Source organism: Bacillus sp. S2(2019), assembly GCF_005144805.1.
Classification (GTDB): Bacteria; Bacillota; Bacilli; order Bacillales; family Bacillaceae; genus Bacillus; species Bacillus altitudinis.
The window spans coordinates 146,895-169,381 of sequence record NZ_SWFL01000001.1 but is presented as its reverse complement, the minus strand read 5'-3'; the positions used below and the strand labels follow the sequence as shown (position 1 = coordinate 169,381).

General features: G+C 37.7%; 25 protein-coding genes. 21 read left to right on the top strand and 4 right to left on the bottom strand.

The window, feature by feature from the left end; all coding sequences use genetic code 11:
- Nucleotides 1–8 precede the first annotated feature (8 nt).
- The 7 genes from hfq (at nucleotide 9) to FBF75_RS00845 (ending at nucleotide 5,436) form a co-directional block, all read left to right on the top strand.
- Nucleotides 9–230, top strand: a complete 222-nt coding sequence (gene hfq, locus FBF75_RS00875; RefSeq protein ID WP_003211269.1) for an RNA chaperone Hfq — start codon at nucleotides 9–11, stop codon at nucleotides 228–230.
- Between the two features lie 161 nt (nucleotides 231–391).
- Entirely contained in the window at nucleotides 392–724 is a 333-nt protein-coding gene (locus FBF75_RS00870; protein WP_025207367.1) for a YmzC family protein, read from the top strand.
- Between the two features lie 79 nt (nucleotides 725–803).
- Nucleotides 804–1,016 (top strand): hypothetical protein, encoded by a 213-nt coding sequence (locus FBF75_RS00865; protein ID WP_003212415.1) that lies wholly within the window; start codon nucleotides 804–806, stop codon nucleotides 1,014–1,016.
- Between the two features lie 265 nt (nucleotides 1,017–1,281).
- On the top strand, nucleotides 1,282–1,674 hold the full coding sequence (gene nrdI / locus FBF75_RS00860) for a class Ib ribonucleoside-diphosphate reductase assembly flavoprotein NrdI (protein ID WP_017359034.1): 393 nt from the start codon (nucleotides 1,282–1,284) through the stop codon (nucleotides 1,672–1,674).
- Nucleotides 1,634–3,736 carry a class 1b ribonucleoside-diphosphate reductase subunit alpha gene (gene nrdE / locus FBF75_RS00855; protein ID WP_017359033.1) on the top strand — a complete coding sequence of 701 codons (2,103 nt, stop codon included), beginning with the start codon at nucleotides 1,634–1,636 and terminating at the stop codon, nucleotides 3,734–3,736. Before nrdI ends, nrdE begins: the two co-directional genes overlap by 41 nt.
- Nucleotides 3,737–3,753: 17 nt before the next feature.
- The gene (gene nrdF, locus FBF75_RS00850; protein ID WP_008344010.1) at nucleotides 3,754–4,734 is read left to right on the top strand and encodes a class 1b ribonucleoside-diphosphate reductase subunit beta; all 981 of its coding nucleotides are present in this window, start codon (nucleotides 3,754–3,756) and stop codon (nucleotides 4,732–4,734) included.
- Nucleotides 4,735–4,818: 84 nt separating this feature from the next.
- Nucleotides 4,819–5,436: a hypothetical protein gene (locus tag FBF75_RS00845; RefSeq protein WP_007499431.1), complete on the top strand. Its 618-nt coding sequence runs from the start codon at nucleotides 4,819–4,821 to the stop codon at nucleotides 5,434–5,436.
- Between the two features lie 55 nt (nucleotides 5,437–5,491).
- Here FBF75_RS00845 and FBF75_RS00840 read toward each other — a convergent pair whose 3' ends face one another.
- Nucleotides 5,492–6,250 carry an N-acetylmuramoyl-L-alanine amidase gene (locus FBF75_RS00840; RefSeq protein WP_060832344.1) on the bottom strand — a complete coding sequence of 253 codons (759 nt, stop codon included), beginning with the start codon at nucleotides 6,248–6,250 and terminating at the stop codon, nucleotides 5,492–5,494.
- A gap of 320 nt (nucleotides 6,251–6,570) precedes the next feature.
- Between FBF75_RS00840 and spoVK the strand changes: the two genes are divergently transcribed.
- The 5 genes from spoVK to glnA all read left to right on the top strand — a co-directional run bounded on the left by spoVK (nucleotide 6,571) and on the right by glnA (nucleotide 12,109).
- Nucleotides 6,571–7,530 (top strand): stage V sporulation protein K, encoded by a 960-nt coding sequence (spoVK, locus tag FBF75_RS00835; RefSeq protein ID WP_008344008.1) that lies wholly within the window; start codon nucleotides 6,571–6,573, stop codon nucleotides 7,528–7,530.
- A gap of 120 nt (nucleotides 7,531–7,650) precedes the next feature.
- Complete coding sequence (gene hflX, locus FBF75_RS00830) at nucleotides 7,651–8,913, top strand: GTPase HflX (RefSeq protein ID WP_017359031.1); 1,263 nt, start codon at nucleotides 7,651–7,653, stop codon at nucleotides 8,911–8,913.
- Nucleotides 8,914–8,931: 18 nt separating this feature from the next.
- Nucleotides 8,932–10,212 carry a methionine gamma-lyase family protein gene (locus tag FBF75_RS00825; protein ID WP_060832345.1) on the top strand — a complete coding sequence of 427 codons (1,281 nt, stop codon included), beginning with the start codon at nucleotides 8,932–8,934 and terminating at the stop codon, nucleotides 10,210–10,212.
- 91 nt (nucleotides 10,213–10,303) lie between these two features.
- Nucleotides 10,304–10,714 (top strand): MerR family transcriptional regulator, encoded by a 411-nt coding sequence (locus tag FBF75_RS00820; RefSeq protein ID WP_007499423.1) that lies wholly within the window; start codon nucleotides 10,304–10,306, stop codon nucleotides 10,712–10,714.
- Between the two features lie 60 nt (nucleotides 10,715–10,774).
- Nucleotides 10,775–12,109, top strand: coding sequence for a type I glutamate--ammonia ligase (glnA, locus tag FBF75_RS00815; protein WP_007499421.1), 1,335 nt, complete (start codon nucleotides 10,775–10,777; stop codon nucleotides 12,107–12,109).
- Nucleotides 12,110–12,210: 101 nt separating this feature from the next.
- Here the strand turns inward: glnA and FBF75_RS00810 are convergent, their stop codons facing one another.
- Both FBF75_RS00810 and FBF75_RS00805 read right to left on the bottom strand, forming a co-directional pair.
- On the bottom strand, nucleotides 12,211–12,471 hold the full coding sequence (locus FBF75_RS00810) for a YesK family protein (protein ID WP_076821685.1): 261 nt from the start codon (nucleotides 12,469–12,471) through the stop codon (nucleotides 12,211–12,213).
- Nucleotides 12,472–12,505: 34 nt separating this feature from the next.
- Entirely contained in the window at nucleotides 12,506–12,925 is a 420-nt protein-coding gene (locus tag FBF75_RS00805; protein ID WP_008343966.1) for a hypothetical protein, read from the bottom strand.
- 191 nt (nucleotides 12,926–13,116) lie between these two features.
- Here FBF75_RS00805 and FBF75_RS00800 point away from each other — a divergent pair, with 191 nt between their 5' ends.
- The 6 genes from FBF75_RS00800 to FBF75_RS00780 all read left to right on the top strand — a co-directional run bounded on the left by FBF75_RS00800 (nucleotide 13,117) and on the right by FBF75_RS00780 (nucleotide 17,224).
- Entirely contained in the window at nucleotides 13,117–13,956 is an 840-nt protein-coding gene (locus FBF75_RS00800) for an SMI1/KNR4 family protein (RefSeq protein ID WP_017359024.1), read from the top strand.
- 29 nt (nucleotides 13,957–13,985) lie between these two features.
- Nucleotides 13,986–14,423, top strand: a complete 438-nt coding sequence (locus FBF75_RS00795) for an NUDIX hydrolase (RefSeq protein ID WP_017359023.1) — start codon at nucleotides 13,986–13,988, stop codon at nucleotides 14,421–14,423.
- Nucleotides 14,424–14,842: 419 nt separating this feature from the next.
- A complete protein-coding gene (locus FBF75_RS00790; RefSeq protein ID WP_017359022.1) occupies nucleotides 14,843–15,934 on the top strand; it encodes a Rap family tetratricopeptide repeat protein in 1,092 nt (363 codons plus the stop codon).
- 2 nt (nucleotides 15,935–15,936) lie between these two features.
- On the top strand, nucleotides 15,937–16,071 hold the full coding sequence (locus FBF75_RS19900; protein WP_255201816.1) for a hypothetical protein: 135 nt from the start codon (nucleotides 15,937–15,939) through the stop codon (nucleotides 16,069–16,071).
- A 524-nt stretch (nucleotides 16,072–16,595) separates the two neighbouring features.
- Nucleotides 16,596–16,784: a hypothetical protein gene (locus FBF75_RS00785; RefSeq protein WP_017357918.1), complete on the top strand. Its 189-nt coding sequence runs from the start codon at nucleotides 16,596–16,598 to the stop codon at nucleotides 16,782–16,784.
- 104 nt (nucleotides 16,785–16,888) lie between these two features.
- Entirely contained in the window at nucleotides 16,889–17,224 is a 336-nt protein-coding gene (locus tag FBF75_RS00780) for a hypothetical protein (protein WP_136944350.1), read from the top strand.
- 131 nt (nucleotides 17,225–17,355) lie between these two features.
- Here FBF75_RS00780 and FBF75_RS00775 read toward each other — a convergent pair whose 3' ends face one another.
- A complete protein-coding gene (locus tag FBF75_RS00775) occupies nucleotides 17,356–18,342 on the bottom strand; it encodes a YhdH/YhfP family quinone oxidoreductase (protein WP_136944349.1) in 987 nt (328 codons plus the stop codon).
- 112 nt (nucleotides 18,343–18,454) lie between these two features.
- Here FBF75_RS00775 and FBF75_RS00770 point away from each other — a divergent pair, with 112 nt between their 5' ends.
- The 3 genes from FBF75_RS00770 to FBF75_RS00760 all read left to right on the top strand — a co-directional run bounded on the left by FBF75_RS00770 (nucleotide 18,455) and on the right by FBF75_RS00760 (nucleotide 22,486).
- A complete protein-coding gene (locus FBF75_RS00770) occupies nucleotides 18,455–18,874 on the top strand; it encodes a MarR family winged helix-turn-helix transcriptional regulator (RefSeq protein ID WP_136944348.1) in 420 nt (139 codons plus the stop codon).
- Between the two features lie 624 nt (nucleotides 18,875–19,498).
- Nucleotides 19,499–20,377 carry a hypothetical protein gene (locus tag FBF75_RS00765; protein ID WP_136944347.1) on the top strand — a complete coding sequence of 293 codons (879 nt, stop codon included), beginning with the start codon at nucleotides 19,499–19,501 and terminating at the stop codon, nucleotides 20,375–20,377.
- A 183-nt stretch (nucleotides 20,378–20,560) separates the two neighbouring features.
- Complete coding sequence (locus tag FBF75_RS00760) at nucleotides 20,561–22,486, top strand: T7SS effector LXG polymorphic toxin (protein ID WP_136944346.1); 1,926 nt, start codon at nucleotides 20,561–20,563, stop codon at nucleotides 22,484–22,486.
- Nucleotide 22,487: the final 1 nt, after the last annotated feature.

The window sequence follows — 22,487 nt, the reverse complement described above, 5'->3', positions numbered from 1 at the left end:
GACGAAACATGAAACCGATTAATATTCAGGACCAATTTTTGAATCAGATCCGCAAAGACAATACATTTGTCACAGTATTTTTACTGAATGGCTTTCAGCTTCGCGGTCAAGTAAAGGGATTTGACAATTTCACGGTGCTGCTTGAGACAGAAGGGAAGCAGCAGCTTATTTATAAACATGCGATTTCAACATTTGCACCTCAAAAAAATGTAAATCTTGAATTAGAATAAACACCCGTTTTCACCAATAGCCCCATGCAGCTGCGAATAAACCGGCCGAAACCCGCTACGTTTTTTGTCAGTGCAGAGGGGCTATTTTGCATGCCATGAAACTTTTCTGTCCAAGTTGCGTATAAATCCTTATTGGACATTTAAAAGGTGAGGGGATTTATATGGAAAATGCAGAGCTTGAATTGAGAAGGATTCGAGTGATCCTTCTTTTGATTGGAATCGTTGTCTTATTTGGATCATGCGCCATCTCGAACATCGAAACGAGACAAGAAAGTTGGCATAACCATTCTGGTGAGCATGATGGGAGCCATGTTGATGGTCTTTTACCATCATCTGTTGCGCTAAAAAATAATCACATTGCTGTTGTAAAAGATGATGAAGTACATGTATACCGGTTTGATGAAAAAGAAGGAGAGCTGACGCTCATTACGACAAAATACATAGATGAATGGGATGAAGATGATGGTGATAGTGAAGACTTTGATGAAGAGTAAGCACGTAAATTTACAAATGAATGTGAAGTCGCTACACTATAAACATGCATCAGACATCTAGACAGAAAAGGATGAGTTCATGACACACAAAATTAAAATTAATCATTGGGAACAAACTTGTGAAGATGACTCCTGTTTCGAATATGGAACAAGTGTTTCTGTAAACGGGAAAGAGTTAGTAAGAGAAGCCTCGATCGTCTCTGCGCTTGAAGCGGTGCTGAAAGAATTAGGTGTTGAAGTGGAAATAACAGAAGTGTCAGAAGATTTACAGTGCGATGCCTACAAAAAATAAAACAAAAAGTCTAGTCTACTAAGCGATTTTTTTTCGTGTTATGATAGATTTCGGTTTCAGTTGAATAGGGAGTAGGGCAGTCTATTTTTAGAACCTGCTCTGCTCTATTTATTTGAACGTACGAGTTCGGCTATGAATGTTCGGCCGGGTTGGTTGATTTTTTTCGTTTCGAGCATCTATATATTGTGTTTTGAAAAAACATAGTATACTATATATAGTGAATAACGAAATGATCAACAATACTAAAAACTAGGTCGTGATGGAATTGATTCAAATCGTATTTGATTCAAAAACAGGAAATGTTCAACGCTTTTTGGACAAGACCCCTTTTACAGACAAACGAAAATTGACTGGAGAAGAGTTTTTGGATACGCCGTTTATTCTCGTCACCTTTACGACAGGATTTGGACAAGTCCCTGGTACCACTCAGTCATTTTTAGAGAAAAATGCGCACCTTCTACTAGGTGTAGCGGTGAGTGGGAACAAAGTGTGGGGAGATAACTTTGCCAAAAGCGCCGATACGATTTCTAAACAATATCAAGTTCCTATTTTGCACACCTTTGAACTAAGCGGAACAAAAAGGGATGTTGAATTGTTTACACAGGAGGTAGAAAGAATTGTCACAAAATCAGGTTCCAAAGTGGATACAATTAAATAACGAGATTATGATTCAAAAAGAAGGAAAGTTTCAGTTCGACAAGGACAAAGAAGCTGTACATAGTTATTTCGTAGATTATATTAATCAAAACACGGTCTTCTTTCATAATCTAGAAGAGAAGATTGATTACTTAATAGAAAACGACTACTATGAGGAAGAATTTTTAAGACAATACAGCATGTCAGATATTAAAGAAGTATTTGAAGCTGCATATGCCAAGAAATTTAGATTCCCATCATTTATGAGTGCGTTTAAGTTTTACAATGACTATGCACTGAAAACAAATGACAAAAAGAAAATCCTTGAACGCTATGAAGACCGCATTTCAGTTGTGGCTCTTTTCTTTGCGGGTGGAGACAAAAAGAAAGCACTTGAGTTTGTGGAACTGATGATCAACCAAGAGTATCAGCCAAGTACACCAACATTCTTAAACGCAGGCCGTAAAAGACGTGGTGAGCTGGTGAGCTGCTTCTTGCTTGAAGTGAATGACTCATTAAACGATATCTCAAGAGCCATTGATATTTCCATGCAGTTGTCTAAATTAGGCGGCGGCGTCAGCTTGAACCTTTCAAAGCTTCGTGCGAAAGGTGAAGCGATCAAAGATGTAGAAAATGCGACCAAAGGTGTCGTAGGCGTCATGAAACTTCTTGATAATGCATTCCGATATGCAGATCAAATGGGACAAAGACAAGGTTCAGGCAGTGCGTACTTGAATATTTTCCACAGAGATATTAATGATTTCTTAGATACGAAAAAAATCTCTGCGGATGAAGATGTTCGTGTGAAAACACTTTCGATCGGCGTCGTCATCCCAGATAAATTTATCGAGCTTGCTAGAGAAGATAAAACAGCTTACACATTCTATCCTCATACAGTTTATAAAGCTTATGGACAGCATCTTGATGAGATGGATATGGAAGAAATGTATGACGAGCTTGTAGAAAACCCGAAAGTCAAAAAAGAAAAAGTCAATCCGAGAAAACTTCTTGAAAAATTAGCTGTTCTGCGCTCAGAATCAGGCTATCCATATATCATGTTCCAAGATAATGTGAATAGAGAGCACGCACTGAACCATATTTCACGTGTGAAATTCTCAAACCTTTGCTCAGAAGTACTTCAAGCTTCAGAAGTCTCTTCTTACACGGACTATGATCAAGATGATGAGATCGGACTTGATATTTCTTGTAACCTTGGTTCTTTAAATATCATGAACGTGATGAAAAACAAATCCATTGAAAAAACAGTCAAGCTTGCAACGGACTCACTCACACTTGTGTCTGAAACAACAGATATCCGCAATGCACCAGCTGTTAGAAAAGCGAACAAAGCGATGAAGTCAATTGGACTTGGTGCGATGAACCTTCATGGGTATTTAGCTCAAAACCAAATCGCTTATGAAAGTGAAGAAGCAAGAGATTTTGCTAATACGTTCTTTATGATGGTGAACTATTACTCCATTAAGCGTTCAAGTGAGCTTGCAAAAGAAAAAGGGGAAACATTCCACCGTTATGAGGGCTCTGGTTATGCAACAGGTGAGTACTTCAATAAATACGTAGAAAATGATTTCACTCCAAAAACAGAAAAAGCAGCTGCGCTATTTGAAGGCATGCACATTCCAACAAAAGAAGATTGGGCAGCACTCAAAGACTTTGTAGCGGAAAATGGCATGTACCATAGCTATCGATTATGTATTGCACCAACAGGTTCTATTTCGTATGTTCAATCGGCAACAGCGTCTGTGATGCCAATTATGGAACGTATTGAAGAAAGAACATACGGAAACAGCAAAACGTATTATCCAATGCCAGGACTTTCAGCACAAAACTGGTTCTTCTATAAAGAAGCATACGATATGGACATGTTTAAAGTGGTCGATATGATCGCAACCATTCAGCAGCACGTCGATCAAGGAATCAGCTTTACATTATTCCTAAAAGATACGATGACAACGCGTGACTTAAACCGCATCGATCTTTATGCACACCATAAAGGCATTAAGACACTTTATTATGCAAGAACGAAGGATACAGGGCAGGAAGGCTGTCTTTCTTGTGTTGTTTGATTAAAGGAGAGTTTAACGTGACAAAAATTTATGATGCAGCCAACTGGTCAAAACACGAAGACGATTTTACACAAATGTTTTACAACCAAAACGTCAAGCAATTCTGGCTTCCAGAAGAGATTTCCTTAAACGGGGACCTTTTAACATGGAAATATTTAGGTGAAGAAGAGCGAGATACGTACATGAAGGTACTGGCTGGACTGACGTTACTTGATACAGAACAAGGAAATACAGGAATGCCGATAGTGGCTGAACATGTGGACGGTCATCAACGTAAAGCCGTGTTAAACTTTATGGCCATGATGGAAAATGCCGTGCATGCAAAATCATACTCAAATATCTTCATGACACTTGCACCGACTGAAACGATTAGTGAAGTATTTGAATGGGTCAAGAAAAATAAATTCTTGCAAAAGAAAGCAGATATGATTGTAGGTCTGTACCGTTCCATTCAAAAGGATGACCCGATTTCCTTATTTAAAGCAATGGTTGCTTCAGTGTATTTAGAAAGCTTCCTATTCTATAGCGGCTTTTACTACCCGCTATATTTCTACGGTCAAGGAAAGCTCATGCAAAGTGGTGAAATCATTAACTTGATTTTGCGCGATGAAGCGATTCACGGTGTGTATGTTGGATTGTTAGCACAAGAAATATACAACAAACAAACACCTGACGTGCAAAAAGAGCTTTATGATTTCTCTATCGATCTGCTTAATGAGCTTTATGAAAATGAACTTCATTACACTGAGGATATTTATGACCAAGTCAATTTATCGCATGATGTGAAAAAGTTCATTCGTTACAATGCCAATAAAGCGTTAATGAACCTTGGATTTGCCCCTTACTTTGAAGAAGAAGAGATCAACCCAATTGTATTGAACGGACTCAATACAAAAACAAAGTCACATGACTTCTTCTCAATGAAAGGGAACGGCTACAAAAAGGCAACAGTTGAGCCGTTAAAAGATGACGACTTCTTCTTTGGAGATGAATCATAATTAAAACGCAAAAGTCAAAACGCATCACTCGTTTTGGCTTTTTGCCATTTCTAACAATGTGTTACATACTGGAGGTTACCGAACATGGGAAAAATGGACGAAATGATTTTAGTTGCACCGCGCGCACGCGTGTTCCAAAACGAAACACTTGCGTTTAATGGTGTGAATAGTGAAGAGAAAACAATCAGCACCATAATGAAAGAAATCGAAGAGCACTTCGAGCAGATGCGAAGAGGCGATGCAGAAGAAAATCCTGACTTCAAACAGCCGATACCTTATGTCGTGATTAAGCGTGAGGACGAAGTGTATGTATATGAAAGACTTCAAGGCGGGGGAGAGACGCGCTTACATCATAAGTTATCTCTTGGCTTTGGGGGTCATATGAATTTCATTGAAGGAAAAAAATTTGCTGAGATTCTAAAAGAAAATACCGATCGTGAACTTGACGAGGAACTTTCGATTCAAGAAGAAGACAAACTTGAGATGAAAACCCTTGGACTCATTAATGACGATGACAACAGTGTCGGCCGTGTGCACATCGGACTGTTATCAGCCCTTGAATTATCACCAGGTGCTCATGTAGAAGTAAAAGAAACAGATCAAATCTCAGGAAAATGGATGAAAGTAACAGATTTGAAAAAGCCTGAGTACTTCGATCGTCTTGAAACATGGTCTCAATTTGTCGTGAACATTTTAGCATAATTGGATAGACAACAAACCGGCTCTAAAGGTGACTTGAGCCGGTTTGTTTTTTAGATTATTGAAAAACGAATGCGTCGTGACCGGCCTGCTTTAATCGAGCGACGAGGTCATCTGCATTTTGCTTTGAACGGAAAGCACCAGCTTGGACTCGGTACATGCCGCTATCCAGTACGACCAGCGCTTCAAATCCTTTGGATCTGAGTGTAGCTGCTAGTTCATCCGCATTGGCTTTGACCTTGAAAGCCCCTGCTTGCACTTTATATAGGTTACTTGCTTTTTTTTTCAATTGAAGGGCTTTTTCTAATCCAGTGGCATGAGCACGAGCGATCCCTTGAAGGAAAGTAGCGTTACGGAGCTTATTTGCATCAGCTATCGTATCGATGAAACCGTTTTCAGTTAAAATGGCAGACATAGAAGTTTCCCGAAGAACGTGGAAGTTCGCTGTTTTCTTGCCACGGTCGGCAAAATCAACGGAGCGGACAATCTCATCATGAAGAGCATTGCGATACGTGGTGGTTGGTGCTGAAACGCCAGGATACACATAACTTTCAAAACCTGTGCCTCCGCCAGCATTAATATGAATAGACACGAAATAGTCAGCTCCCCAACTGTTTGCCGCATTCGTACGCTGGGATAACGTGACGGATTGGTCAATTGAACGACTTAAGCGGACGGAAACCCCATCATATTCACTAATCAACATATCTCTCAGAAAAAGCGCAATTTGCAGTGTGATATTTTTCTCCAAAAGTCCATTAGCAGCAGCTCCAGAATCTGTTCCTCCGTGGCCAGGATCAATAAAAATTTTCACCATCTATTCATCACCTCGTCTTTATTTTATGAGGAAATAGAAAAATTGCCTGTACAAAATGCGGAAATCATCGAGACTCTTTTCTGCACAATTTGTGATGAAAAAGCGCCATTTTTCTAAGAAAAAACAAATTGTTGGTTTGTCCGCCCGAAATGGATGAATACAATGGAAATAGCACATCATTTCCTGGGAAACCGCACAATCCCCTACAATAACCGGTATCTCGGGTCATTTTGACAGTAAACCGATGCTAGTGCGGGCGATTGTCACGATTACAGCTCCACCCGAATAGATTAAAGAGAGAAGAGCGAGAGGTGAATACGTTGGAGCGAGCTGTCACATATAAAAATAACGGCCAAATCAACATTATACTTAATGGACAGAAGCAAGTATTGGTTGATGCAGATTCAGAGGCAGAATACCTAGAGGCCTTGCAAAAAAATGAGGCCAAACACAGCATCTTACGAGAAATAGAACGAGAAATGAACAGCCTTGTCGGGATGGATGAAATGAAACGAAACATAAAAGAAATTTATGCTTGGATTTTTGTGAATCAAAAAAGACAAGAACAGGGATTAAAGGTAGGAAAGCAAGCGCTTCATATGATGTTTAAAGGAAATCCCGGCACAGGGAAAACAACGGTTGCACGGCTTGTCGGGAAGCTTTTCTTTGAAATGAATGTTCTTTCAAAGGGGCACTTAATTGAAGCAGAACGAGGAGATCTGGTTGGAGAGTACATTGGACATACAGCTCAAAAAACAAGAGATTTGATTAAAAAATCACTAGGCGGCATTTTGTTCATCGATGAAGCCTATTCTCTTGCCCGCGGAGGAGAGAAGGATTTCGGGAAAGAAGCCATTGATACCCTTGTAAAACATATGGAGGATAAGCAGCATGAATTCATCCTCATCTTAGCTGGATACTCCAAGGAAATGGATCATTTTCTTTCTCTAAATCCTGGTCTGCAATCGAGATTTCCGATCAATATCAACTTCCCAGATTATACGGTCGATCAGCTGATGGATATTGCAAAACGAATGATGGCCGATCGGGAATATGTCTTTACCCAAGAGGCAGAATGGAAACTGCGAGACTATTTAATGCACATCAAGAGCACAACGAGTCCTGCCAAATTCAGCAACGGCCGTTTTGTGCGAAACACCATTGAAAAAGCGATCCGAACTCAGGCGATGAGGCTGCTTCTTGTGGATCATTATGATAAAAAAGATTTACTTACGATTAAAAGCCATGATCTGCAAATGAAAGAGGATACGCCTTCTTGAAATGGCGTATCCTTTTTGTAAAGAGACAAGAAATTAAACCTTCCGAATGGTGGTATACGTGTGATGTGTTTGGTATGATGGTACTACTGAAACTTAAGTACAGAAAGGAAACAACTGACGTTGAATGAACATGAAATGATCGAAAAAGCGATCCTTGTCGGCTGTCAACTGCCGCATATAACGGATGAACGCTTTCAATATTCTATGGAAGAATTAGCTTCCTTAACCAAAACAGCTGGCGGTGAAGCTGTCAGCATCATGACACAAAAAAGAAATAGACAGGACAGCGCGACTTACATCGGAAAAGGGAAAGTGGAAGAGCTTGAAGTGCTTTGCGACGAGTTAGACTGTGACGTTATTATTTTTAACGACGAGCTTTCGCCTAGCCAGTTAAAAGCTTTGGCGACTGCCTTAGATGTGAAAATCATTGACCGTACGCAATTGATTCTAGACATCTTTGCCAAAAGAGCCCGTACAAGAGAGGGGAAGCTGCAAATAGAGCTTGCCCAGCTTCAGTATGCCTTGCCGAGACTGAGTGGACAAGGGATCAGCCTTTCAAGACAAGGCGGCGGAATTGGCGCAAGAGGTCCAGGTGAAACAAAACTTGAAACAGACAGACGTCATATTCGAAACCGCATACACGAAATTCACGGACAACTGTCTGCAGTCAAAGAACACCGCACGAGATACCGGGAACGACGGAAGAAAAATGGCGTATTCCAAATCGCTATTGTCGGGTACACAAATGCCGGGAAATCTACATTGTTTAACCAGTTAACAGAAGCGGATAGCCATGAAGAAGATTTGCTGTTTGCTACACTTGACCCAATGACGCGTAAAATGACACTTGAATCTGGCTACAGTGTGCTGATTTCCGATACAGTTGGTTTTATTCAAGACCTTCCAACCACACTGATTGCAGCATTTCGTTCCACTCTTGAAGAAGTAAAAGAAGCAGACTATTTGCTTCATGTGATTGATTCTTCGAATGAGGATTATGAAGGGCACGAACGAACGGTTCATAAGCTTTTAGAAGAATTAGAAGCTGACCGTATTCCGATGCTGACTGTCTATAACAAAAAAGACCAAATTCGGCCGGATTTTATCCCTTCCTCAAAGCAGCGCCACATTTTAATCAGTGCTAGGCGCGAGGAAGATGTGAAGCGGTTAAAAGCGGATATCATGGCTGAACTGAAAAAAGATTTTTTAAAGCCATATCATGTAAGGATTCCGGCATATGAAGGGAAACTCATATCTGCCTTAAAGTCAGAAACCTTGGTGGAATCATTGGAATTTCAAAAGGAAGCAGAGCTTTATGACATCACTGGATTTAGTGGTGAAGAGCAAACCATATTAGGACAAATCAAGAAGTATATGTTGTAGGAAAGGAATTAAATCACGATGTTTCACACTTTAAAACATGGCACCATTTTAGAAAAAATAGCAGCAGAAGCAGAACAAGACATTTCACAAATACATCAGCAAATTGATCGAAAGAGCGAACAAAATGAGTGGCGGGTTCTTGAAAGCTACCGGAAACATAAAGTCAGTGACTCTCATTTTAACCCGACAACTGGTTATGGCTACGATGATATGGGAAGAGACACGTTAGAAAAGATCTATGCGGATGTATTTGGAGGGGAAAGCGGTCTTGTACGCCCGCAGATCATTTCTGGAACACATGCCATTTCCATCGCCTTATTCGGTGTGCTAAGACCTGGTGATGAATTGATCTACATGACGGGGAAACCTTACGATACCCTAGAAGAGATTGTCGGGATTCGCGGCAAAGAAGGGACAGGCTCATTAAAAGATTTTCAGATCGATTACAAAGCCATTGATTTGCGTCAAGATGGATCTGTCGATTTCGACAAAGTCAAAGAATCTATTTCCCCAAAAACAAAAGTCATCGGGATTCAGCGTTCTAAAGGGTATGCTTCAAGACCATCCTTTACAATAGAAGAAATTGAACAAATGATTTCATTTGTGAAAGACATCAATGAGGACATCATAGTGTTTGTTGACAACTGTTATGGTGAATTTACTGAATTACAAGAGCCGTGTCATGTGGGTGCAGATCTTATGGCAGGTTCTCTCATTAAAAACCCAGGCGGCGGCCTTGCCAAAACGGGCGGCTACATCGTCGGAAAAGAAAAATGGGTAGAAGCTTGCTCTTATCGAATGACATCTCCAGGCATCGGCAGTGAAGCGGGTGCATCGCTGTATGCGCTCCAGGAAATGTATCAAGGATTTTTCTTAGCACCGCATGTTGTTGCACAAAGTTTAAAAGGCGCCGTGTTTACAGCGCGTTTTCTTGAAAAACTCGGGTTCCAAACAAACCCGTCGTGGAATGCGAAAAGAACCGACTTGATTCAATCTGTAGAATTTGGAGACCCTAAAAAAATGATTGCATTTTGTCAGGCCATTCAATATGCATCACCGATTAACAGTCATGTCACACCGCATGCGAGCTATATGCCGGGATACGAGGACGATGTGATTATGGCAGCGGGCACATTTGTCCAAGGAGCCAGCATTGAATTATCAGCCGATGGTCCGGTCAGACCGCCGTACACAGCCTATGTTCAGGGCGGTCTCACGTATGCCCATGTGAAAAATGCCATTTGCAGTGCTGTAGATGCCTTACTAGAGCAAGGTTTTATTGAAGTGCCTGCTCGATAAAAAAATCCATGTTAATATTCCTAACATTTCGTTGACACATAATATAACATGACATATAATAAATTTAAGCAAAGAGGAGGAGACAGTTGAGATGAGTGATAACATTCGCCGCTCAATGCCTTTATTCCCAATTGGGATTGTCATGCAGCTAACAGAATTATCTGCAAGACAAATTCGCTATTATGAGGAAAATGGTTTAGTATTTCCAGCTAGAAGTGATGGGAATCGCCGATTATTTTCTTTCCATGATGTTGATAAATTACTAGAAATCAAAAACCTCATCGAACAAGGTGTAAACATGGCAGGAATCAAAAAACTTTTTGCCAAAGCTGAGGCAGAAAATCCATCGTCTGAAACAAAGACAGAGGAGAAAACCACAGCGAAGCACAACTTGACAGATGATGAACTCAGGAAGCTACTGAAGAAGGAACTCATTCAGGCTGGACGTTTCCAACAAGGAACGACCTTTAGGCAGGGGGATATGTCAAGGTTCTTCCGTTAACCAATTAGCAAAAGCATTGCTATACACATTTTACCTTTTGTAGGGGAGGAGTTTTACGAAATGGCAAAGTACACAAGAGAAGATATCGTAAAATTAGTAAATGAGGAAAACGTAAAGTACATCCGTCTGCAATTTACAGACATTCTCGGAACAATTAAAAATGTTGAGATTCCTGTGAGCCAGTTAGAAAAAGCTCTCGATAACAAATGTATGTTTGATGGTTCATCTATTGAAGGGTTTGTACGTATCGAAGAATCAGATATGTACCTATATCCAGATCTAAACACGTTTGTTATTTTCCCTTGGACAGCAGAAAAAGGTAAAGTTGCACGCTTTATTTGTGACATTTATAAGCCAGACGGAACACCATTTGATGGAGACCCTCGTAACAACTTAAAGCGTATCTTAAAGGAAATGGAAGAACTAGGATTTAGTGATTTCAACCTTGGACCTGAGCCAGAATTCTTCTTATTTAAATTAGACGAAAAAGGCGAGCCAACGCTCGAACTAAACGATAAAGGTGGATACTTTGACCTTGCACCAACAGATCTAGGCGAAAACTGCCGCCGTGATATCGTGCTTGAGCTTGAAGAAATGGGCTTTGAAATTGAAGCGTCTCACCACGAAGTAGCACCTGGACAGCATGAAATTGACTTCAAATATGCAGGCGCTATCCGCTCTTGTGATGACATTCAAACGTTCAAACTCGTTGTGAAAACAATTGCGAGAAAGCACGGACTTCATGCAACATTCATGCCAAAACCATTGTTCGGTGTAAACGGATCTGGTATGCACTGTAACCTATCATTATTCAAAAATGGCAAAAACGCATTCTTTGATGAAAAAGCAGATTTACAATTAAGTGAGACAGCTAGACACTTTATCGCAGGTATCGTGAAGCACGCAACAAGCTTCACAGCGGTCACAAACCCAACGGTGAACTCTTACAAACGTCTTGTTCCTGGCTATGAAGCACCTTGCTACGTAGCATGGAGTGCACAAAATCGCAGCCCATTGATTCGTATTCCAGCATCACGCGGCATCAGCACACGTGTAGAAGTACGCAGTGTAGACCCATCTGCAAACCCATACCTTGCACTAAGTGTATTACTTGCAGCAGGTCTAGACGGAATCAAAAACAAACTAGACGCACCAGCGCCAATCGACAGAAACATCTATGTCATGGACAAAGAAGAGCGCCTTGAAAACGGCATCGCTGACTTACCTGCAACACTTGCAGAAGCACTTGAGCTGCTCAAGTCAAACGAAGTCATGATCAACGCACTAGGCGATCACTTATTCGAGCACTTCATCGAATCAAAAGAAATCGAATGGGATATGTTCCGCACCCAAGTACACCCATGGGAACGCGATCAGTATATGTCTCAGTATTAATCAAGAAACCCCTTGGAGCCATTAGCTTCAGGGGGTTTTTATTTTAATTAGTATATTTTTATAATCGAAAGAGCCACTTCTTATGCAGAAGTGGCTATATGTTATTTACTACTAGAATAACTCAAGATGGCATTTATAATTAAAGTAATCACAGATGCAATCAGTAAAGATATACTGATTGCACCCAATCCTAAACCTTCCCAACTTCCTACGAAAAAACTTATTAATAATAAGATAATACTTATGATGATGAGAATCGATGGTATTCCATACTGTAAAGGAGCATTCTTTCTTTTAAAGATAACAGAAACAACAAGTATAACGATCGTAAGGATAACTGTTAGCAGCCAAAATGATGACATTTATTGACCTTCCTTCTTTTAAAAATATATGAAATTATTTTATTTCCTCATCCATTACTTTCTTATACTTTTCAAATTCAGAATCTTTCATTTCTCCGTTCATTTGTAATAGAAAATTCCCTTTTGAATGGGTGTGAGAGAAGAACATAGATCCAGCATTGCCTAACTCATCATAATAGGATTTCGCCTGCTGTAAATCAGTTTCATTTCCAAATTTAAAAATCCTTCCACCAGCATTTTCACCTAAGGAAGGAATAAGAATTCTTTTTCCTTCTTCTCTTATATTTCCAAACTCTTTTTGTTTAAGATCAGATGGTTTTTCTGCTTCAAGCCCAGCACTTTTAAAAGCTTCAATAATATTGGCTGTCGTGAGCTGTTTTTCATTTGATGCTGCGCTACTGCAGGCTGTTAGCATCATTAAACAAATAAAAATGAATATAGATAATTTCTTCATATTGGATCCTCCTGATTTTTAGGTGCAAAGGAAATTTTACATGAAGTACCTTCTTTTTACTATCGTTTCGACAAAAATAGACAACGTGAATGACTAAGTAACTAATATTCTTCTTTTATTTTGCCTAAATTGTTAAATATACTCAGCAAGATGGTATACTTATGTGCATATTTTACTAGGAGGCATTCATCTTGAAATCATTTTGGGAAATAGACGAGGAAGGTTACTATACGTTAAAAAAGGTCAACGAAGCAGAAATAGCTAAGGCTGAAAAGAAACTTGGTATCACTTTGCCAGATACATATAAAAAGCTCATATTAGAACAGAATGGTGGTTATACCATTCATAATGCTTTTCCAACCACTCACTCTAATTCATGGGCCGAGGATCATATTCAATTTAATCACCTGCTGGGAATTGCTGAAGATGAAGGAATTATGGATAGTGCCTATTTGATAAAAGAGTGGGAGCTGCCAGAAGGGCTTGTCTTAATTAACGGGGATGGTCACACTTGGGTAGCGATGGATTATCGAAAAACGAAAGAGAATCCTGCCATTCATTATTTTGATGTTGAGATGGAAGAAGACTTTAAGTTAGCTGATTCCTTTGATGAATTCATTGAGGGGCTTTATACAGCTGAGTATACTGTTGATGAGGAAGCAGCAGCGGCTGAATATGAACTTTCTGAAGATCATTTAAGTAAAGAAGAACTCGAAGCTATATTTGAATTGGACGTGCTTGATGAAGGTAATCTGTATAAAATTCAATATTACCCGATGGTTGATTTGAACGAAAATGAATGGTTTTTTAAAAAGATGCAATATCACATTGAAAAAACAAAAGATGAAGATGATCTTTATCAAGTAGCTGATACGATTATTAACATTCTCTTATTGAATCCAAATATGCCAATTAATAATAATATTAAAGAGCTGGTGCAACAAATATCCGATTTCTTACAAAGTAATGAAGATCCACTTGTAGTAAATGTAGGCGAACTTATTCTTAGTCAGTTCGAGAGTATTATTTAAGGTGAATTTTAAGAAAAAGAGGTTAAGCAATGAGAGCACCGTATCAAGTATTGATATTTCCTTATATAGAAACTGAAAATTCCATTCTATATGCTATTTTTCATCGAAGCGATTATGGTTATTGGCAAGGAATAGCTGGTGGTGGGGAAGATGGTGAGGCTCCTATTGAAGCAGCAAAACGGGAAGCGTTTGAAGAGGCTGGTATTATAAGAGAATGTCCATATATAACACTCGATTCTGTGTCTTCACTACCCGTAGAGGATGTAGTTGGTGAATTTCTTTGGGGAAAAGATGTTTATGTGATAAAAGAATTTTCTTTTGGCGTTAAAGTTTCTACAAAAAATATTAAATTATCTAAAGAACACGTTGATTATAAATGGGTGTGTTTTGAGGAAGCGGTAACTCTTTTAAAATGGGATAGTAACAAAACAGCTTTGTGGGAACTAAATAAAAGGCTATCAAAATAATTGAAATGTTGTTAACAAAGCCAATAGTAGAACGAGAATTAAACGGAAGAAACTTTGCTACACCTCTAAAGCAAAGCTCTTTTGCTTCTTCAATCAATTCAGGTTCCTCCTTACATAGTGAAATATGAAGTATCCTATCAAGTTCTTCTTTAGGCGCATTCCCAATAAAACATTTAAATAACCCTGTGTTCATCTAAGTCCTTCTTTTTATTTAAGTAAATCAAAAATCTACACTTTACTTTATTTTATTTTTGAAAAACTTCTAAATAGCGAATGAGAACAAAAGTTTGATTAACGGTTTGGATTTCATGTATTTTGCGGGATACCGAAAACTTTTAAAATAAGCACCTTGTCTTTACATATGTTGTAAATGTCATGTTAAAATTATACAAAGGAAATGATAGCAAGGGGGTAATGGAATGTCGAATTTGATTGCTTCTGTAGATGTAGCAAACACTCTCAACAAATGGTATTTACATATTAAAAAGAGGGAAGTTTCACAAGCAGTAGAGTTGAGGGATGAGATTCAAGATATGTTAGACGAAATGGAAGAAAATCAAGATGTTTTACTCTATTTCAATATTCTTGATTACAGGTTTAAGGTACTGATGGAAGATTTAGTGGGGCAACCAACAATAACAGAAAGTGAAAGAGTCAAAACAGATGACATGCTAAGGTTTTACTTTTATCTTTTTAAAGGTATGTATGAGAGTGCAAAGAATAACTATTCAGAAGCTCTAGTCCTATTCAGAGTAGCTGAGAGACAACTGGACAAGGTACATGATGAAATTGAAAAGGCCGAATTCCATTATAAAATTGGTACACTCTACTATTTCAATAAGGTCACGCTCCTTTCTCACCATCATCTACAAACAGCAAAGGACATCTACAAGGGTCATGAAGGCTACAGCATACAGACCATAAACTGTAATATGTTGTTGGCACTGAATTTGATTGATGATGGTAGACTAGACAAAGCTGAAAAAATGCTTTTGGATTGTGTTGAGAGACTAATTGAAAAGAATGATAAGAGATTGTTAGCGTTAGCTTATTATGATCTAGGATTTCTAAAAATTCAGGATGACCACCATATAGAAGCAATTGAATATTTCAACAAAGCAATTTCCGCAGATGATCTAAAACAGTCAGCTCCCGTTTCATACTTACAATGTGCGTATGAATTTGCAAGATCAAGCTATAAATCAAATCAGTTGGATCAGGCAATAAGTTGGGTTGCTGAGGGGAAAGCCTTTTCTAAAGAACAGCAGAACACAAACTTTATTTTGAAATTCAATATCCTTGAGAAATGTTATACAACACCACAGGAAAGCTCTGAGGATATTAAGAAAGAACTAGGACTTTTGGAAGAAAGAAAAGCATATGTTGATATAGAGGCTTTAGCTCCTGATGTTGCCTCCATTTATAAGAAGTTAAATCTTTATGAAGAAAGTAACTATTTCTTGGAATTGGCTTTAAAATCTTGTACGCTTATAGGAAAGGAGGTCATATGATCATGAAAAAAGTAATGATGATGATTACTACTGCTTTGCTATTAGGTACAATTCTTGGAATGCCTGTTGTACAACAAACTCAGTCAGATGTTAAAGATGAGATAGTGTTACTTTCCTCAAGAGGTGCAGGATCATAAAAGGGATAGGGTTTTAATTCATCACTGCGAAGTATAATTGTTTAAAAAATGATAAAGTGGATTAAAGTGTCAGGCTCCTTATGGTATAAAAGAATATGCCATAATGGAGTCTTTTTTATATTAGATGCTCCATTTACTTTGATGGCAGCGTATAGAGATACTAAAAAACAAATGAATTTATTAAGCTTTTTGAAGAGGAAACTTTTAATGTCAGTTAGAGAAAATATGGGTATTACCCAATTTCACTGTATATATTTATGTGAGAGCTGTATAAAGTATGGGATTCTGAAAAGCTGAAAAAATGTATGAAGAATTTCAAGATGTTTTTATGAAGAAAGAGAAGAAAACAATTTGAGGTAAAAACAAATATAGTACATACTTTCAATTTTGTTACTTAAATCCTAAATATGGAACTGACTGTAGAATGTTGAAACTGATTGTTTTATAATTTCACGGTAACATAACTTTCTCTGGATTGTAATTAAAAGTATAAAACGTAAGTGAAAGTATATCGGAGGATTTGGATGATAAAAAAAGAAGTTTTTCAAATAATTTTGTTTACAGTCCTTTTAGCAATTTTTCTTTATCAAGGTGTACAAAGAGATTTTCCTTTTGAATATCTGATTACCTTAGTTGTGTGCTATGTTGCTGTAATAGTTTATAGAATTATAAAAGTAATGAAATATAAAAAGGAGCAAAGTACAGTTAAGTAGTTTGAGCTATTTTTGTTTGCGGTGTCCGCAATCACTATTGGGATCAGACGTTTGAGGTCATGGCTCTTTGGCATGTTGACATTTAACTTCGGAGGTGCTTTTATATGTCTATTCAAGTGAACGATGATGATGTTTTAGAGATGTGTAATATATATGCTCAAGAAACTCATCACAGAGAAGCATTGATTTTAGGAAACAGAAAGGGTCTATTGGAATTAAAAAATGCGATAGATCAGGCTTTAAAAAACGGTAGTGCTGTTGCAAATTTATACCCATCTGATTTTGAAGGGTATGAAACTTGTATTGCTCTAGTGGATGATGAAAAGCAGTTTGAGAAATTAATTACTCCTTATGTAGAGGAATATACACAAGATGATGATGCGATTGATCCAATTGATATTATTAAAGACTACGATTCCAAAAAAGAAAAACTCTTATAATAGGGTTTTTCTTTTATTATTTAGTGGAGTATAGTTTCACCTTTTTTAGCTTTGTGTTTACTTGGTATTGATGCTCTAAGAGCATGGGGTATATGGATTGGTAGTCTTGTATAATATAGTTCAAATAGAGTTTAATATTTAATAATTGTTCTTCCTAAATGTTGGCCATTTTTAATGGCTTCAATTGTTTCAGGTAACGTATCGAGAGTAATCTCATTGACTAGAGTCGTTTGGGCGATATTCCATTCGTTTGCTATCTCGTTCCAAATGACTTTGCGTTTATTGATTGGTACATTTACAGAATCGATCCCTAGAAGGTTGATCCCTCTTAAAATAAAAGGTAACACAGTTGTTGTTAATTTAATTCCACCTGCATTCCCGCACATGCTCATGCTTCCACCATAAGAAATTTGAGGGATTATGACAGAAGCCACATCTCCTCCTACGGTATCTAAGACGAAGTCATATTTTTGCTTGTTTAATGGTTTTTTGAGCTCTCCTAACTCGTTTGCAAAAATGACATCAGTTGCTCCTAAAGATTTTGCAATGTCAACTTGATGATCTTTACGCACTAAAGCATGAATATTTTTGTACCCAATTTTAGATAATAATTGTATCGCGATGCTACCAACTCCACCAGTTGAACCTGTAACGAGTATATGAGGTTGATTTTTTGTATTCATTCCATTTTCCTGTAAAGCCATGATCGAAAGAGCGGCTGTAAAGCCTGCTGTTCCAAAAGTCATTGCTTCTTTTAAAGTCAAGTTATTTGGCAAAGGAACAATCCAATCCGCAGGTACTCTAGCATATTCTGAAAAACCTCCAGTGTGGCTCATGCCCATAGCGAAACCTGTGACAATCACTTGTTGACCTTCTACGAAACGATGATCTGTTGTATGAACGATCGTTCCACTTAAATCAATTCCGGGAATCATCGGATAGTTACGAATAACACCTCCATTTTTTTGAACAGCCAGCATATCTTTATAATTGATTGAAGAATATGCAACTTTAATTAATACTTCTCCTTCAGATAAATCATTCACACTTACATTTTGAAGATCATAACTAACTTGATCATTTTTTTCTGTCACTAGAATCGCTTTAAATGAATCCACTATTTATCTTCCTCTCTAAAAATATGTTATGACAAAACATTTCTGGTGCAAAAGTATTTCAATTAAAAAACTACCATGATATTATAGGTGAAGTCAATGTGGGGGAGATAAAATGGAATTATCAGAGTGCATAAATTTTTTACTAAGTGTTAGTCAAAATAAAGTGTTTAAGTACTTTAGTAAGCTTTTAGAGGAATATGATTTGACACCCGCTCAATATGGTGTGTTGAACTGTTTGTGGAGAGAGGGCCAGCTATCTCCCAAACAAATTGGAGAACTTGTGTATTTAGAAGCCTCAACAGTTTCTGGAATTTTAGATAAAATGCAAAAAGCTGACTTAATTGAACGCACAATAGATCCAAAAAATCGAAGAAATATTTTAGTAGAGGCGACTCAAAAATCTTTAGCCATTAGAGAAAAAGTTGAAGCAGCAACAATTGAGCTGAACAATACAGCGCTCCAAAACTTGTCAAATGATGATAAGGTTGTGCTAAAAAAAGCATTGTATACAATTATCAATAACTTTAAATGATGTATTTTTATAAACAAATTTCATATCAAATCCATCACTATCACAAGACTCCTTTACAGGAGTTTTTTTCGGTATCTTTTCGGTCCATTGTAAATTCCTGCATGTAATATAAGGGAGTAATTGATGGAGAAAGTTCTTTCTTCACATATAGGTATGAAAATAAATAAATGAATGGTAAACAGAATATTACAGGGTGGCATTACAAGCCCAAGTGATTTGAGATGCAAAATATTAATAATTGTCTTAATGATTGCTATCATAATTTGATGAAGTTGTGATGGAGTTTGAACGTGAAAGTAATCTATGTGAGTACTGCCTACCAAGTGTAGACTATAAGAGCAACTTTGCTAAATCATTTTTGAAAGGTCTTAAAAAATATGATATCGTTGAGAAAAAATTGTTGGGGGATGTATATGAAAAGCACATTATACATGTTGTTAGGAGCCATCATTTTAACATATTTTACTTTGATTTTACCTTTTTCAAAAATATACAACAGTGGACTGTTTGAAGTATTGTCTTTTTGGTTAATTCTAATCTTTGTATTTTCTTATAATAAAAACCATACTTGAGATATTTACGGTTTTTTCTTTATATGGTAGTGTGTGGGCGGAGGTGTTTGGGATGAAAATCAGGTTCATACTCATTTTACTAGCTTTCGTATTCTCATTGACAATGTTTGGGGGTATTTCAAGTGCAAAAAGTAAGGAAACTAAAGATAATACAAGCCAAGAACATTCAGTCAAACTTGAAGTTGTCAAGTCTACTACATATTATAATTCACTAGATGGAGAAAGAATTGAATATAATTCTGAGAATGAAAAGCGGATTGCAAAAACAAAATTAGAGGACATAAAGAAGTATAAAAAGCTCACAGGAAAAAGTATTTCATACGAAGATGTAGGGTTGAAAGATAATGGTGATTTAGGAGAATCTGATAAAATACATACCTTATCATCTTTACCGCCAACCGATCCGGCAACAAATAGCAAACTGCTTGTTTCTCAACAAGTTTTTTATAAAGGTACATCTGGAACTAATTATAAATATCAATATCATTCTTATGCCGAATGGTTTAAAAAGCCTGTTAACCATAAGAAAGATGCGTTTGCAGTAGCTTGGGATACATCTGCAGTCCCTTTATCAGGTACTTTTGAGGGGTATTGGCAGCAACAAAAGGCCGTTGCTGACGGTAAAGGTGGCCTCACACATGTAACAGAAGATAAACAACTATCAGCTGATACAGACTCATACAAAAATTATGGTCATGGAGTTATTCTTTCACCTGGCTATGGAGATACTCAATTTATAACGATGGATAGAGATGTACTCGTTCCAAAGTCTAAAAAAGGAGATCCTGCAAATATTATCACAAAATATCATCACACTTATGCAACAATAAATGGTATTTCCATTAGTGTTGGCCCAGCTTCAATAAGTTTTAGCGATAGTTGGGGAGATGATTTAGTTACAGAATATAGCTTTGTATATGGAGATAGATAAGAGAAGAGTGAAGCCCTTCTCTTTATTAGCATTCCTTATTAATTCCTATTAATAACAGCATCTCATTCAATGAGTATGTTCAAATCCTTCAAAATTGGTTAAAAAACGATAAAGTGGATTAAAGTGTCAGGCTCCTTATGGTATTCTAGTAAAAGAATATGCCATAAAAGGAGTCTTTTTTATATGAAAATATTAGATGCTCCATCTTTACTATCAGCTGTAGAACAGAGATCAAAGGCCTATCATGAGCTTCAAGAAGAAATGAAACTTGTGAAAAAAGCATTAAAAAGTGTGTCGGGCTTAGGTGATGAATTTACTGGAAAAGGTGCAGACAATATCAAATCTTTTTATGAGGATCTTGCGCTGTACACAGACACATATCTTGATTTTATCGATATGCAGAAAGCTTTTTTAGATGGGGTGAAAGGAAAGCTTGATGATGAATCATTAGGCGGGAGTACTTTTATTGATGAGCACTTTTTAGACACTCAATTGAAACAAGGGATTCAGAACAATAAAGATATGGTCAAAGAACAAAAAGAGGCACTTTCCACTATTTTTGACGATATCAGTGATTTAATTGAATTACATACTTTTTCAAGTAAAGAGGTCAATGAACATTTAGACGATGCGAACAAAAAAAGAAAAGAGACCATTGAAGTTTTACATCAAATAGACAATGATTTAAAAACGGAATACGCAAAGTCAGAAGCGGTTGAGAACCACCTCAACACTTTTTATGCAAAGATGATGGCTGCTACTGGAAAAGGAAAAAATGCTCAGCCAATGTATTATGATGCAAAAGCATTTCATGAGACAGACGTGTACAAGAACCATGATCAGATTGATGCTCAAGTGAAAGCCTATTTAAAGGTGAAAAAAGAAGAAAAAGAAAAAAGAAGAATCAAAGAACTGAAAGAAAAGCTCAATGATCCTTCGTGTCTATCAGAAGCGAAATACTTTGAGATTGTAGATGAGATCGGTTATGAGAATCTCACATATGATCAAAAAATGTATTACAGTCAGCTTCTCCACATCAAAGCACAGGAAGAAGCATCGGAGGTGTTCATTGATAGTGTAAAAGGTGCTGCAGTTGGTCTATATGATGTGGCAAAAGATACAGTGACCGGAATCTATGATCTTGTCACTGACCCTGGTGGGGCTGTGGAATCAGTTGTAACGGCTGTTTCACATCCAATTGAAACATCGAAAGCGATTGGAAAATCGATTTCAGACTCATTCCAAAAAGAAGTCATAAATGGTGACGCGTATTCACGGTCACACTGGTTCGCCTATGCGACTGGTTCTCTTGCAGAAATTGTCTTTGGTTCTAAAGGGGCAGGAGCCATCACAAAAACAGGGACAACAGCTGCCAAAACAACAATGAAGAAAGGCCTTGAACAAGGAGCAAAATCAATCGGTAACGTCACCATTCCGAATCTATTGCCATACTCACCAAAGTTTCAAATGGCTGGTGGCCCGAAGCTGCCGTATAACGTGTTTGATGGAGAAAATCTCAAAAATAAACTTCTCTCCATGGCAAAGCGTCTAGACAACAACTCAGGATACGGAATCTCTAAGACAGGCAGACGCTTACCGGCACCAAAATCACCACCGACTGTTGTCAGTTACGGAGATCATTATGTGAGATGGAAACGTAAAAAAGTGCTAAAACCTAATGTTGTCTATTCAACCAAACAAGGTTACACCTACACAACCGATCACTACGGACGTATTGTCAAAGTCGAAGCAAGTGATTTAAAATACGGAGAGGTCAAAAGAAATCAATATGCTCAATCCAATTCAGGTAAGCCGGATCGATTGCTGGATGATGATGGTGGGCATTTAATTGCGACTATTTTCAAAGGTTCTGGTGATATTGATAATCTGGTGCCGATGAATTCGCAGATTAATCGTAGTGGCGGGAAATGGTATGAGATGGAACAGAAATGGAGAAAAGCATTAGCATCTGATCCACCAAAGCGTGTAGAAGTTATAATTGAGCCGAAATATTTAAATGATTCAATTAGACCCTCTGAGTTTGGTGTGTTTTATAGCATAGAAGGAAAAGAAAAGTATCTAATTATTGAAAATAAAATCGGAGGGTGAA

Excerpts from the sequence above, each read along its gene's own strand:
- FBF75_RS00795 (WP_017359023.1), top strand. The coding sequence starts at position 13,986 with ATGAGAGCACCGTATCAAGTATTGATATTTCCTTATATAGAAACTGAA.
- FBF75_RS00765 (WP_136944347.1), top strand. The coding sequence starts at position 19,499 with ATGAAAATCAGGTTCATACTCATTTTACTAGCTTTCGTATTCTCATTG.
- hfq (WP_003211269.1), top strand. The coding sequence starts at position 9 with ATGAAACCGATTAATATTCAGGACCAATTTTTGAATCAGATCCGCAAA.
- glnA (WP_007499421.1), top strand. The coding sequence starts at position 10,775 with ATGGCAAAGTACACAAGAGAAGATATCGTAAAATTAGTAAATGAGGAA.
- FBF75_RS00790 (WP_017359022.1), top strand. The coding sequence starts at position 14,843 with ATGTCGAATTTGATTGCTTCTGTAGATGTAGCAAACACTCTCAACAAA.
- FBF75_RS00785 (WP_017357918.1), top strand. The coding sequence starts at position 16,596 with ATGATAAAAAAAGAAGTTTTTCAAATAATTTTGTTTACAGTCCTTTTA.
- FBF75_RS00780 (WP_136944350.1), top strand. The coding sequence starts at position 16,889 with ATGTCTATTCAAGTGAACGATGATGATGTTTTAGAGATGTGTAATATA.
- FBF75_RS00870 (WP_025207367.1), top strand. The coding sequence starts at position 392 with ATGGAAAATGCAGAGCTTGAATTGAGAAGGATTCGAGTGATCCTTCTT.
- FBF75_RS00805 (WP_008343966.1), bottom strand. The coding sequence starts at position 12,925 with ATGAAGAAATTATCTATATTCATTTTTATTTGTTTAATGATGCTAACA.
- FBF75_RS00825 (WP_060832345.1), top strand. The coding sequence starts at position 8,932 with ATGTTTCACACTTTAAAACATGGCACCATTTTAGAAAAAATAGCAGCA.
- FBF75_RS00810 (WP_076821685.1), bottom strand. The coding sequence starts at position 12,471 with ATGTCATCATTTTGGCTGCTAACAGTTATCCTTACGATCGTTATACTT.
- FBF75_RS00760 (WP_136944346.1), top strand. The coding sequence starts at position 20,561 with ATGAAAATATTAGATGCTCCATCTTTACTATCAGCTGTAGAACAGAGA.
- FBF75_RS00840 (WP_060832344.1), bottom strand. The coding sequence starts at position 6,250 with ATGGTGAAAATTTTTATTGATCCTGGCCACGGAGGAACAGATTCTGGA.
- FBF75_RS19900 (WP_255201816.1), top strand. The coding sequence starts at position 15,937 with ATGAAAAAAGTAATGATGATGATTACTACTGCTTTGCTATTAGGTACA.
- FBF75_RS00845 (WP_007499431.1), top strand. The coding sequence starts at position 4,819 with ATGGGAAAAATGGACGAAATGATTTTAGTTGCACCGCGCGCACGCGTG.
- FBF75_RS00865 (WP_003212415.1), top strand. The coding sequence starts at position 804 with ATGACACACAAAATTAAAATTAATCATTGGGAACAAACTTGTGAAGAT.
- FBF75_RS00820 (WP_007499423.1), top strand. The coding sequence starts at position 10,304 with ATGAGTGATAACATTCGCCGCTCAATGCCTTTATTCCCAATTGGGATT.
- FBF75_RS00770 (WP_136944348.1), top strand. The coding sequence starts at position 18,455 with ATGGAATTATCAGAGTGCATAAATTTTTTACTAAGTGTTAGTCAAAAT.